General features: G+C 63.7%; 11 protein-coding genes. 4 read left to right on the top strand and 7 right to left on the bottom strand.

What is annotated here, in order from left to right; genetic code table 11:
* Window positions 1-25 precede the first annotated feature (25 nt).
* The 4 genes from icmF to H607_RS0101315 form a co-directional block, all read right to left on the bottom strand.
* Window positions 26-3,298: a fused isobutyryl-CoA mutase/GTPase IcmF gene (icmF, locus tag H607_RS0101330; RefSeq protein WP_028873934.1), complete on the bottom strand. Its 3,273-nt coding sequence runs from the start codon at window positions 3,296-3,298 to the stop codon at window positions 26-28.
* Between the two features lie 337 nt (window positions 3,299-3,635).
* On the bottom strand, window positions 3,636-4,844 hold the full coding sequence (locus H607_RS0101325; RefSeq protein ID WP_028873933.1) for a porin: 1,209 nt from the start codon (window positions 4,842-4,844) through the stop codon (window positions 3,636-3,638).
* Window positions 4,845-5,120: 276 nt separating this feature from the next.
* Window positions 5,121-6,377, bottom strand: a complete 1,257-nt coding sequence (locus H607_RS0101320) for a porin (protein WP_028873932.1) — start codon at window positions 6,375-6,377, stop codon at window positions 5,121-5,123.
* Window positions 6,378-6,666: 289 nt separating this feature from the next.
* Window positions 6,667-7,851 (bottom strand): porin, encoded by a 1,185-nt coding sequence (locus H607_RS0101315; RefSeq protein ID WP_028873931.1) that lies wholly within the window; start codon window positions 7,849-7,851, stop codon window positions 6,667-6,669.
* 260 nt (window positions 7,852-8,111) lie between these two features.
* On the opposite strand from H607_RS0101315, the gene rpoH reads away from it, so the two are divergent.
* From rpoH to recQ, 4 genes are read left to right on the top strand one after another with little or no spacing between them, the layout of a single operon-like run.
* Entirely contained in the window at window positions 8,112-9,011 is a 900-nt protein-coding gene (gene rpoH / locus H607_RS0101310; protein WP_028873930.1) for an RNA polymerase sigma factor RpoH, read from the top strand.
* Entirely contained in the window at window positions 9,004-9,855 is an 852-nt protein-coding gene (thiD, locus tag H607_RS0101305) for a bifunctional hydroxymethylpyrimidine kinase/phosphomethylpyrimidine kinase (RefSeq protein WP_051240581.1), read from the top strand. Before rpoH ends, thiD begins: the two co-directional genes overlap by 8 nt.
* 45 nt (window positions 9,856-9,900) lie before the next feature.
* Window positions 9,901-11,817, top strand: coding sequence for a phosphomethylpyrimidine synthase ThiC (gene thiC, locus H607_RS0101300; protein ID WP_028873928.1), 1,917 nt, complete (start codon window positions 9,901-9,903; stop codon window positions 11,815-11,817).
* A gap of 10 nt (window positions 11,818-11,827) precedes the next feature.
* Window positions 11,828-13,753: a DNA helicase RecQ gene (recQ, locus tag H607_RS11185; protein ID WP_083961857.1), complete on the top strand. Its 1,926-nt coding sequence runs from the start codon at window positions 11,828-11,830 to the stop codon at window positions 13,751-13,753.
* An 80-nt stretch (window positions 13,754-13,833) separates the two neighbouring features.
* On the opposite strand, the gene H607_RS0101290 is transcribed toward recQ, so the two are convergent.
* The 3 genes from H607_RS0101290 to H607_RS0101280 form a co-directional block, all read right to left on the bottom strand.
* Window positions 13,834-14,061: a type II toxin-antitoxin system HicA family toxin gene (locus H607_RS0101290; protein ID WP_028873927.1), complete on the bottom strand. Its 228-nt coding sequence runs from the start codon at window positions 14,059-14,061 to the stop codon at window positions 13,834-13,836.
* Window positions 14,062-14,064: 3 nt separating this feature from the next.
* Window positions 14,065-14,274, bottom strand: a complete 210-nt coding sequence (locus tag H607_RS0101285; RefSeq protein ID WP_028873926.1) for a type II toxin-antitoxin system HicB family antitoxin — start codon at window positions 14,272-14,274, stop codon at window positions 14,065-14,067.
* Window positions 14,275-14,377: 103 nt separating this feature from the next.
* Window positions 14,378-14,920 (bottom strand): DUF4124 domain-containing protein, encoded by a 543-nt coding sequence (locus H607_RS0101280; RefSeq protein ID WP_028873925.1) that lies wholly within the window; start codon window positions 14,918-14,920, stop codon window positions 14,378-14,380.
* Window positions 14,921-14,975: the final 55 nt, after the last annotated feature.

The following is a 14,975-nucleotide window of genomic DNA, read 5'->3' as shown; positions in this document are numbered from 1 at the left end:
GCCCAAGCCCGACGGCGACGGCGGCTCACATGCTGCGCCGGTACTGCCCGCCCACCTCGTAGAGCGCCTGCGACAGCTGCCCCAGCGAGCAGTAGCGCACCGCATCCATCAGCACCTCGAAGACGTTGCCGCCGGCCATGGCCGTCTCCTTGACCTTGGCGAGCCACTTCGGCGCCTCCTCGCGGTTGCGCTCGTGGAATTCCCGCAGGCGGCGCAGTTGGCTTTGCTTTTCTTCCTCGGTCGAGCGCGCGAGCTCGAGCTTCTCGGGGATGACGTCGCCCTTCGGATTGCGGAAGGTATTGACGCCGATGATGGGCAGGCTGCCGTCGTGTTTCTTCTGCTCGTAATAGAGCGACTCTTCCTGGATCTTGCTGCGCTGATAGCCCGTCTCCATCGCCCCGAGCACGCCGCCGCGTTCGGCCAGACGCTCGAACTCGCGCAGCACCTCCTCTTCCACCAGGTCGGTGAGCTCCTCGATGATGAAACTGCCCTGGTTCGGGTTCTCGTTCTTCGCCAACCCCCACTCGCGGTTGATGATGAGCTGGATCGCCATCGCCCGGCGCACCGACTCCTCCGTGGGCGTGGTGATCGCCTCGTCGTAGGCGTTGGTGTGCAGGCTGTTGCAGTTGTCGTAGATGGCGATGAGCGCCTGCAAGGTGGTGCGGATGTCGTTGAAGTCCATCTCCTGTGCGTGCAGCGAGCGGCCGGAGGTCTGGATGTGGTACTTCAGTTTCTGGCTGCGCTCGTTGGCCCCGTAGCGATGCTTCATGGCGATCGCCCAGATGCGCCGCGCCACGCGCCCGATCACCGAATACTCCGGATCCATGCCATTGCTGAAGAAGAAGGAGAGGTTGGGCGCGAAGTCGTCGATGTGCATGCCGCGCGCCAGATACGACTCGACGTAGGTGAAGCCGTTGGCGAGCGTGAAGGCGAGCTGGGTGATCGGGTTCGCCCCCGCCTCGGCGATGTGATAGCCCGAGATCGACACCGAATAGAAGTTGCGCACGTCGTGATGAACGAAGTACTCCTGGATGTCGCCCATCAGTTTCAGGGCGAATTCCGTGGAGAAGATGCACGTGTTCTGACCTTGATCCTCCTTGAGGATGTCGGCCTGCACCGTGCCGCGCACCGTGGAGAGCACCCACTCCTTGATCTTCTCGGCCTCCTCCTCGGTGGGTTCGCGCCCGTTCTGCTCGCGGAACTTGTCGAGCTGCTGGTCGATGGCGGTGTTGAAGAACATCGCCAGGATCATCGGCGCGGGCCCGTTGATGGTCATCGACACGGAGGTGTTGGGCGCGCACAGATCGAATCCCGAATAGAGCACTTTCATGTCGTCGAGCGTGGCCACCGACACGCCCGAGTTGCCGATCTTGCCGTAGATGTCGGGCCGCTCGTCCGGATCGCAGCCGTAGAGAGTGACCGAATCGAAGGCGGTGGAGAGCCGCGCCGCCGGCATCCCCTCGGTGAGTTTGCGGAAACGCCGGTTGGTGCGGAAGGGATCACCCTCCCCGGCGAACATGCGCGTCGGATCCTCGTTCTCGCGCTTGAAAGCGAACACTCCGCCGGTATAAGGGAAAGAACCGGGAACGTTCTCCTTCATGAGGAATTTGAGCACCTCGCCTTCGTCTTCGAAGGCAGGCAGCGCCACCTTGCGGATCTTGTTGCCCGAGAGCGACTCGTGATAGAGCCTGGTGCGGATCTCCTTGTCGCGGATCTTCACCACGTACTCGTCCTGGGCGTAGAGCTCACGCAGCGTCGGCCATTGGTCGAGCAGTTTCTTGGCGTGCGGCGTGAGTTCCCCGTCCTTCCAGGCGATGAGCTCGTCGAAGTGCTCGGCCGGCTTGCCGCAGCGCTCGAAGAGCGCCTTGGCGATGCGCAGGGACTGACGCTCGCGCGCGATCCTGGCCTGCGCCTGCACGTGGCGATGGTAGTCGCGCACCGTCTGCGCGATCTCGGCCAGATAACGGGCACGCTCGGCCGGGATGATGGCCCGCCCCTTGCTGGACGCGCGCACCGACACCAGCGGCAGCTTGCCCGGGATCTTCGCGTTCAACCCCTGCGCCACCAGCCGCGGCAGCATGGCCTGGTAGAGCGCGGTGACGCCGTCGTCGTTGAAACGCGAGGCCATGGTGCCGAAGACGGGCATCTCTTCCGGGGCCAGATGGAAGAGCTCGCGGTTGCGCTGATACTGCTTGCGCACGTCGCGCAGCGCATCCTCCGCCCCCTTGCGGTCGAACTTGTTGATCGCCACGAAATCGGCGAAATCGAGCATGTCGATCTTCTCGAGCTGGCTCGCGGCGCCAAACTCCGGCGTCATCACGTAGAGCGAGGTATCCACGTACGGCACGATGGCCGCGTCCCCCTGGCCGATGCCGGAAGTCTCGACGATGACGAGATCGTAGCCGGTGAGCTTGCAGGCGGCGATCACCTCCTTGAGCGAGCGCGATACCTCGCTGCCGGTATCCCGCGTGGCGAGCGAGCGCATGTAGATGTTCTCGTGCTCGATCGAATTCATGCGGATGCGATCGCCCAGCAACGCCCCGCCGGTGCGCTTGCGCGAGGGGTCGATCGAGATGACGGCGATCTTCAGCCGATCCTCCTGGTCCAGCCGGAAGCGGCGCACCAGCTCGTCGGTGAGCGAGCTCTTGCCCGCCCCGCCGGTGCCGGTGATGCCGAGCGTGGGCACGCGCAGCGAAGCGGCCGCCTCCAGCAACCCCCGGCGGATGGAATCGGGATAGGCGTCGTTCTCCAGCGCCGTGATCACGCGCGCGAGCGTGCGCCAGTCGCCCTGCCCCAAACGCTCGAGGATCGCCTCGAGCGTCGCCGGCGCCTCATGGCTGAGGTCGAAGTCGGCGCGCTGCACCACGTCGTTGATCATGCCCTGCAACCCCAAGCGGGCGCCATCTTCAGGCGAATAGATGCGCTCGACCCCGTAGGCCTCGAGCTCGCGGATCTCGGGCGGCACGATCACCCCGCCGCCGCCGCCGAACACCTTGATCTTCTCGCCGCCGTTCGCGCGCAGCAGATCGACCATGTACTTGAAGAACTCGACGTGTCCGCCCTGGTAGCTCGTCACGGCGATGCCCTGCACGTCCTCCTGCAGCGCCGCGCGCACGATCTCACCCGCCGAGCGGTTGTGCCCGAGGTGGATCACCTCGCAGCCCGTCGCCTGCAGGATGCGGCGCATGATGTTGATCGAGGCGTCGTGCCCGTCGAAGAGCGCCGCCGCGGTGACGAAGCGCACCTTGTTCTTCGGTTTGTATGGGGCGATTTTCTGCTGGATGTGCGGATCGCTCATGGAATGTCCCTCCTCGTCCGATGCGGTTTCTCGAACGGGAATGTAGCGCGAAGATGACGTTGACGTCAACGTCAACCAACGAACGGTCGCTACCGAAAGGAGTTTCCGCCGCATCCGACGGTCCGATGTACATGAAATCCCGCTTTTGCTGCAGCACGTCGAAAGCCCCGTATCCCCAAAACTTCCCTCGCTCGCGGGCGCGATCGCGCAGCTAGACACTCGAGGAACGCGGCATGCATCACGAAAAACAGCCTACCAAGCAGCCACAATTCATTCAGTATGACCAAAAAGAAAGGGGGTCACCCCCCTTTCTCGTCGTTTCCGATGAATCGTCCGCTCAGAAATGGTGGTTCAAGCCCACGTAGAGGAGATCGGAATTGTCGACTTTCTTGGTTCCATCATGACCATTCATGTCATTACCCAAGAGCGAGGCTTGATTCCAGGTGAGGTCATCGTAATCGATGTGCGTATAGGCGACGTAGGCGGTCGTACGCTTCGAGAGGGAATACGTATACGCCGCAGCGAAGGATTTGGGCTTGGTGCTGTGATCGCCCATCACGTAGTTGTCGCTGTCGAGTTTGAGCTGACCGTAGGACAAGCTGAAGTTTCCGCCGCCGATCGGAACGATCACACCGACTTGCCACAGATCGACGTCGAGACCATTCAGGCCAAGGACGTCTTTACCCTTCTGGTAGGAACCGGCTAGGGTCGCCATGCCAAAATTGTACGACGCGCCGACCAGCCATTCTTTTTGATTTTTGTCGAACTTACCATACGTGGGATCACTATTGGCCCAGTTTCCTGAAGCAGGATCAGTAATTCCGTTGTCCTTGCCAAACTTTATTTCCTGGTAAATCGCGCCAACTTTGAGGGGGCCATTGTCGTATTTGAGCGACAGGCCGTATTTGTCGTCGTCCGAATAGTCCACCCGTCCAACGTTGATTCCATGGACGGTCAAATTGCGGCCCGAATCACTCTCACGGTTACCCGCCGAGTAGATCGCACTGAAGCTGACGGCGTTGAACTCGCCATTGTAGGCGACGGCATTGTTCCACCGCGCCGGGGCGTTGGGCGTGATCGTAAGGTTACCGAGCAGCGACAGCCAGCTCTGCACGCTGGGCGTCATCGATTGGAGGGCATCGTAGGCGTCGATGAAGTAACCCGGCGCGTATTGCCGACCGAGGGCGACCTGCCCGAAAGAACCCTTCAGACCGACATAGGATTGGCGGGTGAAGACATTGCTGCCACTGTTGGCGGAATCGGCCCCCGTCATGCAGCAGGACTTGCCCGTGTCGATGTTGAACCCTTCTTCGAGGACGAACACTGCCTTCAGGCCGTTGCCGAGCGACTCTTCGCCACGAAAACCGAGGCGGCTGCCGTCGATGCCGCCATCGTCGACGCCGGCGACGTCGTCCCCCATCCATTTACCGTACTTCACGAAGGCATCGGCCACGCCATAGAGCTGGATGGAGGATTGCGCCAGGGCTGGGACGGAAAAGAGGCCGGAAACCGCCAGGGCGATCAGCCCCTTGTGTGTTTTCTTCATGAAACGCTCCTTCCTTGCGATTGGGTTGGGACAGGCTGCGGAACTCCTCTCCGCCGAGTGCTCGCCTTCTCATGGGCGAAATTAATGGCGGCATTATCCTGAAACCCGTGATGCAAGGCAAGAAGAAGCAGCGAATGGCCCTGCACGGCAGGAAACGACTGTCGCGTCGACGCAACCATTCGAAAAACAACGACTGCAAAAACAGAAAAGGGGAGAGGACTCGCGCCCTTCCCCTTTTCCTTACGATGAACCTCTTCGCGTTACGTCACGAGCTCATCAGAACTTGTGATTCAAACCGACGAAGAAGAGCTTGGTCTTGTCGATCGTTTCACCATTAGAGCCAAGCGTCGTATCATGACCATCTGCCCTATACCCCAGCACATTGGCCTGCGCCCAGTTCAGATCGTCGTAATCGACATAGGCGAAGCCGAGATAGCCCGTCGTACGCTTGGAGAATCCATGCGTATAGGCCACGGTGAAGGCCTTGGGTTTCTGATCGCTACCGTCGCCAAGGATATCTGTGAAGGTGTTCCCATCGTCAATTTTGGCTTGAGCGTAGGCGACATGGATGTTACCCACGCCCACCGGCACGATCACGCCGACTTGCCACAGCTTGATGTCAAGCCCATCAAAGCCTTCGACCGATTTAGCTTGCTGATACGAGCCCGCCAAGGTAGCCATGCCGAAGTTGTACGACGCCCCAATCAACCATTCATGCTGGGTTTTGTCAGCATATTTATAGACTGCACCCACGGTCCTGTAAGAATCTAGACCGTGATCCTTGCCATACTTGACGGCCTGGTACATCGCACCGACTTTCAGAGGACCATTGTCGTACTTGAGCGATAGACCATACTTATCGTCATCGTTATAATTAACGCGTCCGGAATCCAGCACTGTCACCTGACCAGTCACAGGATCCTTCACAGAGTTGAATGTTGTATATTTACCCGAATCGCTCTCACGGTTACCTGCGGAGTAGATGGCGCTGAGGCTCACCGACTGGAAGGTGCCGGTATAGGTAACGGCGTTGTTCCAACGGGCCCAGCCACTGTTGGAAATGCTCATGTGCGCGAAGGAGGAAAGCAGGCCCATCGGGCTCACGCCAGGGGCGTTCAGCAGCGCGTCGTACTCGGCGGTGTAGTAGCCGGGGGCGTATTGACGGCCGAGGGCGACCTGGCCGAAATTGCCTTTCAGGCCGACGTAGGCTTGGCGCGTGAAGGTCTGGTCGCCTTTGTTGAGCGGATCATTAGCATCGGCAGACGACATCCCTTGCGATTTGCCCGTGTCGATGTTGATCCCTTGCTCCAGCACGAACACCGCTTTCAGGCCGCTGCCGAGGTCTTCCTCACCGCGGAAGCCGATCCGGCTGCCGGCCAGACCGCCGGAGTCGACACCCATCGTGTCTTCGCCCATGAACTTGCCGCCTTTGAAGTAGGCGTCGGCCACGCCGTAGATCTGGATGTTCGACTGGGCAAACACCGGCGCGGAGACGAGGCCCGCCACCGCCAGTGCGATCAGTTTCTTTTGCATCGTGGTTCTCCTCTCTTGCAAGAAGGAAGTCCGTCTTCGGGCGGAGAATACCGCCCACCAAAAGCATCGCAGTATCGAGCGAAGCTTGATGATATTGTGGCCGCGACGGAGAGCGATGGCAAGGAAGGCTTGGTTCGAGGCGGGAGTTTGAGGGGATTTTTGTTGCGGAGATGCAACAACCATCGACGGTGCGCTTCCCTAAGCGCAAAAGCACCCCGCCTTCCCCTCGGGCGAGGCGCAGAAAAGGATACCGTCGCCGCCGCGGAGGTACGCGGCAGCGACGACGTGCTCAGAACTTGTGCTGCATCCCTACGAAGACGATGCTGGTATTGTCAGCCTTCTCAGTATCACTGTGACCACTCGGAGCAGTCATCAAAACCTGCTTCTTATACTCTATGTCATCATAATCAATCCACTCGTACCCCGCATAGACCGTGGTCCGCTTGGAGAGCTCCTGGGTGTAGGCGAGCGTAAATGACTTAGGCTTGAAGCTGGAGTAATCTGTCGGTCCCTTGACGGGATCTTTATATGTAAAGCCATCCACTTTGGACTGGCCATACGCGAAGCGGATCTTGCCGGGACCGACTGGAACGATGGCGCCGACCTGCCAGACATCGACATCCAAGTCCTTGTACCCCTTGACGTCGTAGCCCTTCTGATAGCTCCCGAGAAGGGTCAGCACTCCAAAATCATAGGAGGCGCCAACCAGAAATTCGTTTTGCGTTTTATCTTTACCTCGAGGATTTTCAGCACATACCCCAGGGGCAGTGCAGACAGACTTGAACTTGACCCCCTGATAGATGGCACCGAGCTTCAGAGGTCCATTGTCATACTTGAGCGACACGCCATACTTGTCATCGTCGGAATAATCGGCTTTTTTGTTAGTACCCACATATTTCCCCGTATCGGACTCCTGGTTGCCCGCCGAGTAGATGGCGGCCAGGCTCACCGATTCGAAGGTGCCGTTGTAGGCGACAGAGTTGTTCCAGCGCGCCGCACTAGTAGGAGCAATGCTCAGCGCACCAAGCCCGCTGAGTGCCGACCATACCCCGATCGAACCGCCGGCGAGAGGATCATAGGGATCGGCGAAGTACCCCGGGGCGTATTGCCGGCCCAAGGAGATTTGGCCGAAGGAGCCTTTGAGGCCGACGTAGGCTTGACGCGTGAACACTTCGCTGCCGCCGTTGGCGTCTGAATCCCCTTTGCTCATATAAAGCGATTTACCGGTGCTGATGTCGAACCCCTCCTCGAGAAGGAACACGGCTTTCAGACCGTTGCCGAGGTCTTCCTGACCACGAAAGCCGAGCCGGCTGCCCAGCAGACCGCCGTCGCCGATGCCCATGGTGTCGTCCCCCTTGAGCTTGCCGTATTGCATGTAGGCATCGGCAATGCCGTAGATCTGGACGTTGGATTGCGCGAACACCGGCGCCGCGAGGCTGCCGAGTACGGCCAGTGCAAGTAGTTTCTTTTGCATTTCTGGTCTCCCTTCGATTCCGTAAACAGGAGGCACGGAAACTCCCCTCCATCGATCACCGCGTTCTTCGAAGACGCGGGTAACGGATTTTCACATAAGTTTTGTTACTTCAACAATTGGCAATACTGAAAACAACAAAATTGATGAAAGCTGTTGTAGGCGCGCGACAAAGAAGCACACAGGGAACCGCTGCCGCCTGTTGGCACTCTCATGCCTTGAGTGCTAAAGTCATCGAGTTCGACGAATCGTGGAGGAGCGCAATGACGAGGAACGCGGTCGTACCGCTGGGATACGCCCCGGGCTTGCCGAGCCCCGTCTCGAGCCTGGAGCAGTACGTTCGGGCGGTGCGCAGCATTCCGCCGCTCTCCGCCGAGGAAGAAAAGGAATTGGCGCGCCGTTGGCGGCTGGAGCGCGATCTGGAGGCGGCGCGGCGCCTGGTGCTGGCGCACTTGCGCTACGTGGTGGCAATCGCCCGGCAGTATTTCGGCTACGGTCTGCCTGAGGCCGACCTCATCCAGGAGGGCAACGTGGGGCTGATGAAGGCGGTGCGCCGCTTCGACGAGACCCGCGGCGTGCGGCTCGTCACCTTCGCGGTGCACTGGATCAAGGCGGAGATCCACGAATTCATCGTGCGCAACTGGCGTCTGGTGAAGATCGCCACCACCAAGGCGCAGCGCAAGCTCTTCTTCAACCTGCGCCGCCTGAAAGGCTCGAGCAACGCGCTGCAGCCGGCCGAGGCGCGGGCGATCGCCGACGAGCTGGGGGTGAAGCCCGAAGAGGTGCTGGAGATGGAGGCGCGCTTTGCCGGGGCGGAGGTGCCGCTGGAAGCGCCCACGGGGGAAAGCGAGGAAGATGCGCTGCCCGCGCCGATCGCCTATCTGCCCGATCCGGGGGCGACGCCCGAGGAGGCGGTGCTGGAAGCCGAGGCGCACTGGCTCGCCGACGAGGGGTTGCGCGCAGCGCTCTCCAAGCTCGATGCGCGCAGTGCCGACATCGTGCGCCGGCGCTGGCTGGCCGAGGAGCCGGAGACGCTGCAGGCGCTGGCGGCGGAGTACGGCGTCTCGGCCGAGCGTATCCGCCAGATCGAGGCAGCGGCGATCAAGAAACTGCGCGCCTGGCTCACGCAGGCTGCAGGTGCGGGGGTGCCTGCCCATGCCTGAGGCCGTGCCCAACGTGCTCTCGATCGCCGGCATCGACCCTTCCGGCGGCGCTGGCCTTTACGCCGATCTCAAGACCTTCGCGGCGCTACGCTCCTATGGCTGCGGCGTGGTGGCGGCGCTCACGGCGCAGAACACCCAGCGCGTGAGCGCGGTGCACGTGCCGCCGGTGGAGTTCCTGCGCGCGCAGCTCGACACGATCTTTGCCGACGTGGCGATCGCCGCCACCAAGACGGGGATGCTCGCGACCGCCGCGGTGATCGAGACGACGGCCGAGCGGCTCGCCCACTGGCGGGCGCAGGGGCAGTGCCCCATTTTGGTGGTCGACCCCGTGATGGTGGCGAAGAGCGGGGATACCCTGCTCGATCGCCAGGCGGTGGGCGCGCTCGTGGAGGCGCTGCTGCCGCTCGCCACCGTGATCACGCCCAACCTGCCGGAAGCGGCCGTGCTGCTGGGACGCACGGCGCCGGAGAGCCGGCGCGAAATGATCCGTGCGGCCGAGGCGCTGCGCGCGCTCCTGCCCTCCGACGGCGGGCACTGGGTGCTGCTCAAAGGCGGGCATCTGCCGGGGAGCGAACTGGTGGATCTGCTCTTCGATGGCGAGCATCTGCACGAATTCGTCGCCCCCAAGGCGATGACGAAGAACACGCATGGCACCGGGTGCACCTACGCCGCGGCGATCGCGGCGCTCGCCGCCCGCGCCGGTTCGCCGCTCACCGACGCGGCGATGCGCGAGGTGGTCTCCGGGGCGCATCGCTATCTCCAAGAGGCGATCGCGGCAAGTGGCACGCTCGCCGTCGGCCTCGGACACGGGCCGCTGCATCACTTCCACGCGCTCTGGCTATAATGGGCCGACGGGCATGTCGCCCGGCCCCCTACAGAGAGCGCGCCGATGAACGCCAGAGACCATTTTTTCGCCGCGAGCGCGCGCGTCGACGCCGCCGCGGTCCAGCCTTTCCCCAATTCACGCAAGATCTACGTGCAGGGCTCGCGCCCCGACCTGCGCGTGCCCCTACGCGAGATCCGGCAGGCGGACACGCCGGCCTCCTTCGGCGCCGAGCCCAACCCGCCGATCTACGTCTATGATACTTCCGGCCCCTACACCGATCCCGATGCGCACGTCGACATCCGCCAAGGTCTGCCGCCGCTGCGCCGGGCCTGGATCGAGGAACGCGGGGATACCGAAGTGCTGCCCGGGCCGACGAGTGCGCACGCGCGGGCGCGTCTGGAGGATCCCGCCACTGCCGCGCTGCGCTTTCCGGGCCTTGCGCGCACGCCGCGACGCGCCAAGCCCGGCGCCAACGTAACGCAGCTGCACTACGCCCGCCGCGGCCTCATCACGCCCGAGATGGAATTCATCGCCATCCGCGAGAACCAAAACCGCCGGGCGTATCTCGAGGCGCTGGCGCGAAGCGGCCCGCGCGGCGAGCGTCTCGCGCAGATCCTCGCGCGCCAGCATCCGGGGCAGCGCTTCGGGGCGCACATCCCCGAGGAGATCACGCCGGAGTTCGTGCGCGCGGAAGTGGCCGCCGGCCGGGCGATCATTCCGGCCAACATCAATCACCCCGAATCCGAGCCGATGATCATCGGGCGCAACTTCCTCGTGAAAGTGAATGCCAACATCGGCAATTCGGCGCTCGCCTCCGACATCCAGGAGGAAGTCGACAAGATGACTTGGGCGATCCGCTGGGGAGCCGACACGGTGATGGATCTCTCCACCGGCCGCCACATCCACGAGACGCGCGAGTGGATCATCCGCAACAGCCCCGTTCCGATCGGCACGGTGCCCATCTACCAGGCGCTGGAGAAAGTCGACGGCAAGGCCGAGGAGCTCACCTGGGAGCTTTTTCGCGACACGCTCATCGAGCAGGCCGAACAGGGGGTGGATTACTTCACCATCCACGCCGGCGTGCGGCTCGCCCACATCCCGCTCACCGCCCAGCGCCTCACGGGGATCGTCTCGCGCGGGGGTTCGATCCTGGCGAAATGGTGCCTGGCGCATCACCGGGAGAATTTCCTCTATACGCACTTCGAGGAGATCTGCGAGATCCTGAAAGCCTACGACGTGGCCTTTTCGCTGGGCGACGGGCTGCGCCCCGGTTCGATCTACGATGCGAACGACGAGGCGCAGCTGGCGGAGCTGAAGACGCTGGGAGAACTCACCCGCATCGCCTGGAAACACGACGTGCAGGTGATGATCGAGGGGCCGGGGCACGTGCCGATGCAGCTCATCCGGGAGAACATGGAGAAAGAGCTCGAATGGTGCGACGAGGCGCCGTTCTACACGCTCGGGCCGCTCACCACCGACATTGCTCCGGGGTACGATCACATCACCAGCGCCATCGGCGCGGCGCAGATCGGCTGGTACGGCACGGCGATGCTGTGCTACGTTACGCCCAAGGAGCACTTGGGGCTGCCGAACAAGACCGACGTGAAGGAAGGCATCGTCACCTACAAGCTCGCGGCGCACGCAGCCGATCTGGCCAAGGGGCATCCGGGGGCGCAGATCCGCGACAATGCGCTCTCCAAGGCACGCTTCGAGTTCCGCTGGCAGGACCAGTTCAACCTCTCGCTCGACCCGGACAAGGCGCGCGAATTCCACGACGAGACGCTGCCCAAGGAATCGGCCAAGGTGGCGCATTTCTGCTCGATGTGCGGGCCGAAATTCTGCTCGATGAAGATCACGCAGGAAGTTCGCCTCTACGCCGAGGAGAAGGCGCTCTCCGAAGAGGCGGCGCTCGCCGCGGGACTGGAGGAAAAGGCCGACGAATTCGTGCGCAGCGGGGCCGAGCTCTACCGTCCCGAATAGCGTCGAGACGATGAGCGCGTCCGTAGCGGAATCGGAAGACGCGGCGCTCGCCGCGCGCATGCGGGCGCTGCTCGCTCGTATCTTCGGGCATGCGCGTTTTCGCGGACCGCAGGCCGAGATCGTAGCGCACGTGGCGCGCGGCGGCGACGCGCTGGTGTTGATGCCCACGGGCGGCGGGAAATCGCTGTGTTACCAGCTGCCGGCGCTGCTGCGCGAAGGCGTGGGGGTGGTGATCTCGCCCCTCATCGCGCTGATGGAGGATCAAGTAGCGGCGCTGCGGGAGAACGGCGTGGCCGCGGCGGCGCTGCACTCGGGCATCGCCCCGGAAGAAGCCGAGTCGATCGAGCGGGCGACCCGCGAGGGGCGGGTGAAGCTCCTCTATTGCGCGCCGGAGCGGCTGCAGACGCGGCGTTTCCTCGAGCTATTGGATGCGCTCGCCGCCCAAGGGGCGATCGCGCTCTTTGCCATCGACGAAGCCCACTGCGTGTGGCAATGGGGGCACGACTTCCGCCCCGACTACCTGCACCTGGCGATGCTGCCGGCGCGCTACCCCCGGGTGCCGCGCATCGCGCTCACCGCCACGGCCGACGCGGCGGCCCGCGAGGAGATCGCCGCGCGCTTGGCGTTGCACGAGGCGCGCCGCTTCGTCACCAGTTTCGATCGCCCCAACCTCTTCTACGCCGCCGAGCGCAAGCGCGGCGACGGGCGGGCGCAGCTCCTCGCCTTCCTGCGGCGGCAGCCGGAGGGCGGCGGCATCGTCTATTGCCTGTCGCGCGGCAAGACGGAGAAACTCGCCCGCTGGCTGAACGAGCGGGGCATCCCGGCGTTGCCCTACCACGCCGGGCTCACGCACGAGGTGCGCGAGCGCCACCAGCGGCGCTTCCTCGCCGAGGACGGCCTGGTGATGACGGCGACCATCGCCTTCGGCATGGGCATCGACAAGCCGGACGTGCGCTTCGTCGCCCACCTGGATCTGCCGCGCTCGCTCGAAGGCTATTACCAGGAGACGGGACGCGCCGGCCGCGACGGCGAAGCGGCGCAGGCGTATCTCCTGTGGAGCGGCGAGGATGCGGTGTGGCATCGGCACATGATCGAGACCTCCGACATGCTGCCGGAGCAAAAGGAGATGGCGCACCGGCGGCTGGACACGCTGGTGGACATGGTTGCGGGCACCGGCTGCCGGCGGCAGGCGATCCTCGCCTATTTCGGCGAGACCATCGGCCCCTGCGGGCGCTGCGACCGGTGCCTCGCGCCGGTGCGGCCGTGGGAGGCGACGGACGCGGCGCGCAAGGCACTCTCCACCGTCTATCGCACCGGCCAGCACTACGGCGCGGCGCACCTCATCGACGTGCTGCGCGGTCACGCCACCGAGGCGGTGGTGCGCCGTGGACACGACCGGGTGAGCACCTACGGCCTGGGGGTCGATCTGCCCGTGGAAACCTGGCAGGCGGTGTTCGACGAGCTGCTGCTGCGCGGCCGGCTCTCGATCGACTTCGAGCGGCATCGCGCCCTGGTGCTCACGCCACGCGCCAAGCCCCTGCTGCGCGGGGAGGAGCCGTTCCTTCTCGCCTTGCCCCGCGCGACGCCCAAGGGCCCGGCCCGGGGCGCGACCACGGCTACGGTGCCGGCAAGCGACGCCCTCTCGCCGGCCGAGCAGACGCGTTTCGAGCGTCTGCGGCGCTGGCGCCTGCAGCAGGCCCAGGCCGAAGGCGTGCCGGCCTACGTGATCTTCCACGACAAGACCCTGCGCGAACTCGCGCGCCGCGCCCCGGCGACGCTCGCCGAACTCGCCGACATCGAAGGGATCGGCGCACGCAAACGGGAGCGCTGGGGCGAGGAATTGCTCGCGCTGCTGGCCGCGGCGAGCAACCAATCCGCAGCGCTGGCGATACTCGACAAGGCGGCCGACCAGCCGCCGCTTCCCTCCGATCTGTAGCGTTTCTCGAGACTGCGACGTGCAATCGCTCGATCGTGACAAGAACGGCGTACCGTGCGAGGCGCGGCGCGGAAAACGACTCATCGTCGGTATTCCAGGAACGCCTCGAGCGTCAATCCGACGTCACGCGCAATTTGACGCAGCAGCAAGGGCGAGATATCCATCCCCGGGTGGTACGGCACGGTCGTGCAGCGACCGTCAGGATGCCGAAACTGCTTGTGCGAACCACGCTGACGCACTTCGACGAATCCAAGCGCGGTCAAAATGGAAATGACCTCGCGCGGCTTGAGAACGGGCAAGTTTCCCATGGCTCATGCAACGGCAACCTGATGGACGCCGACGAACTCGTATTCCATCTTCGGCTCGCCGTCTTCGAGCAGCATGGCAATGACTTCGGCAAGATTGCGGTGCAGCTCATCCAGCGTTCTGCCTTGCGCATGTGCGCCAGGAAAACCTGGGACATAACCCACGAAGAGGCCAGTCTGAGGGCAGCGTTCGATGACGGCGCTATAGACTTTCATCACGCACCTCGTTCGGTTACCGGTAGGGCACTTAGATTACCATGGGAAAAGGGGCGCCGCTGCGATCGATGTGCATGGGGCGCTCCCCCATCGGCGGGGTGCGTCAACGCCCCGGCGGCTGCAGCAAGCGGGTGCGTTCGCGCTCCAGGCGCGCGGCGCGGCGCTCGAGAAACTCCATCTCCTTCACCTGCCGCCGCTCCACCCCCTCGCGCTCGCGCACACGGGCTTTTTCGTAGGCCGCGCGCTGCGCCGGTTTCAGGTCGGCGGGAGGCTCCCGCACCGCCAGCGCCATGCGCTCGTCGGCGTGGCGTGCGCGCAAGGCATCGCGCTCGCGGGCGAGATCGCGCAGTTCGCTTTCGATCTGGGCGAGCCGCTGCTGGCGCAAGGCGAACGCCTGGGGCGATTCGACGACCGCCTCGCGCGTTTTTTTCGTTGCCGCCGGCGGAGCCGAGGGCGACGGACGAAGCGTCACCGCTGCGGCGTCGGGGCCGCAGGGGTTCGCCTCGAAGCGGATGCTGCCGTCAGGGGAGGTGCAACGATAGACGAGCGTCTCGCCCGCCGTCACTGCAGGCGCGGCGAGCAGGGCTGCATGCAGCAGCACGGCGCGGAGACGAAAAGCCCGGCAACGGAAAAACGCGTTCGGCATGGACGGACGCCTCCACCTGAATATCGAGGCAGTATATCCGGAATCGCTGCCCCGC

Origin of the sequence: Tepidiphilus margaritifer DSM 15129, from assembly GCF_000425565.1 — a bacterium.
Classification (GTDB): domain Bacteria; phylum Pseudomonadota; class Gammaproteobacteria; order Burkholderiales; family Rhodocyclaceae; genus Tepidiphilus; species Tepidiphilus margaritifer.
The sequence above is the reverse complement of the archived record's forward strand: the minus strand, read 5'-3'. Positions and strand labels throughout refer to the sequence as shown.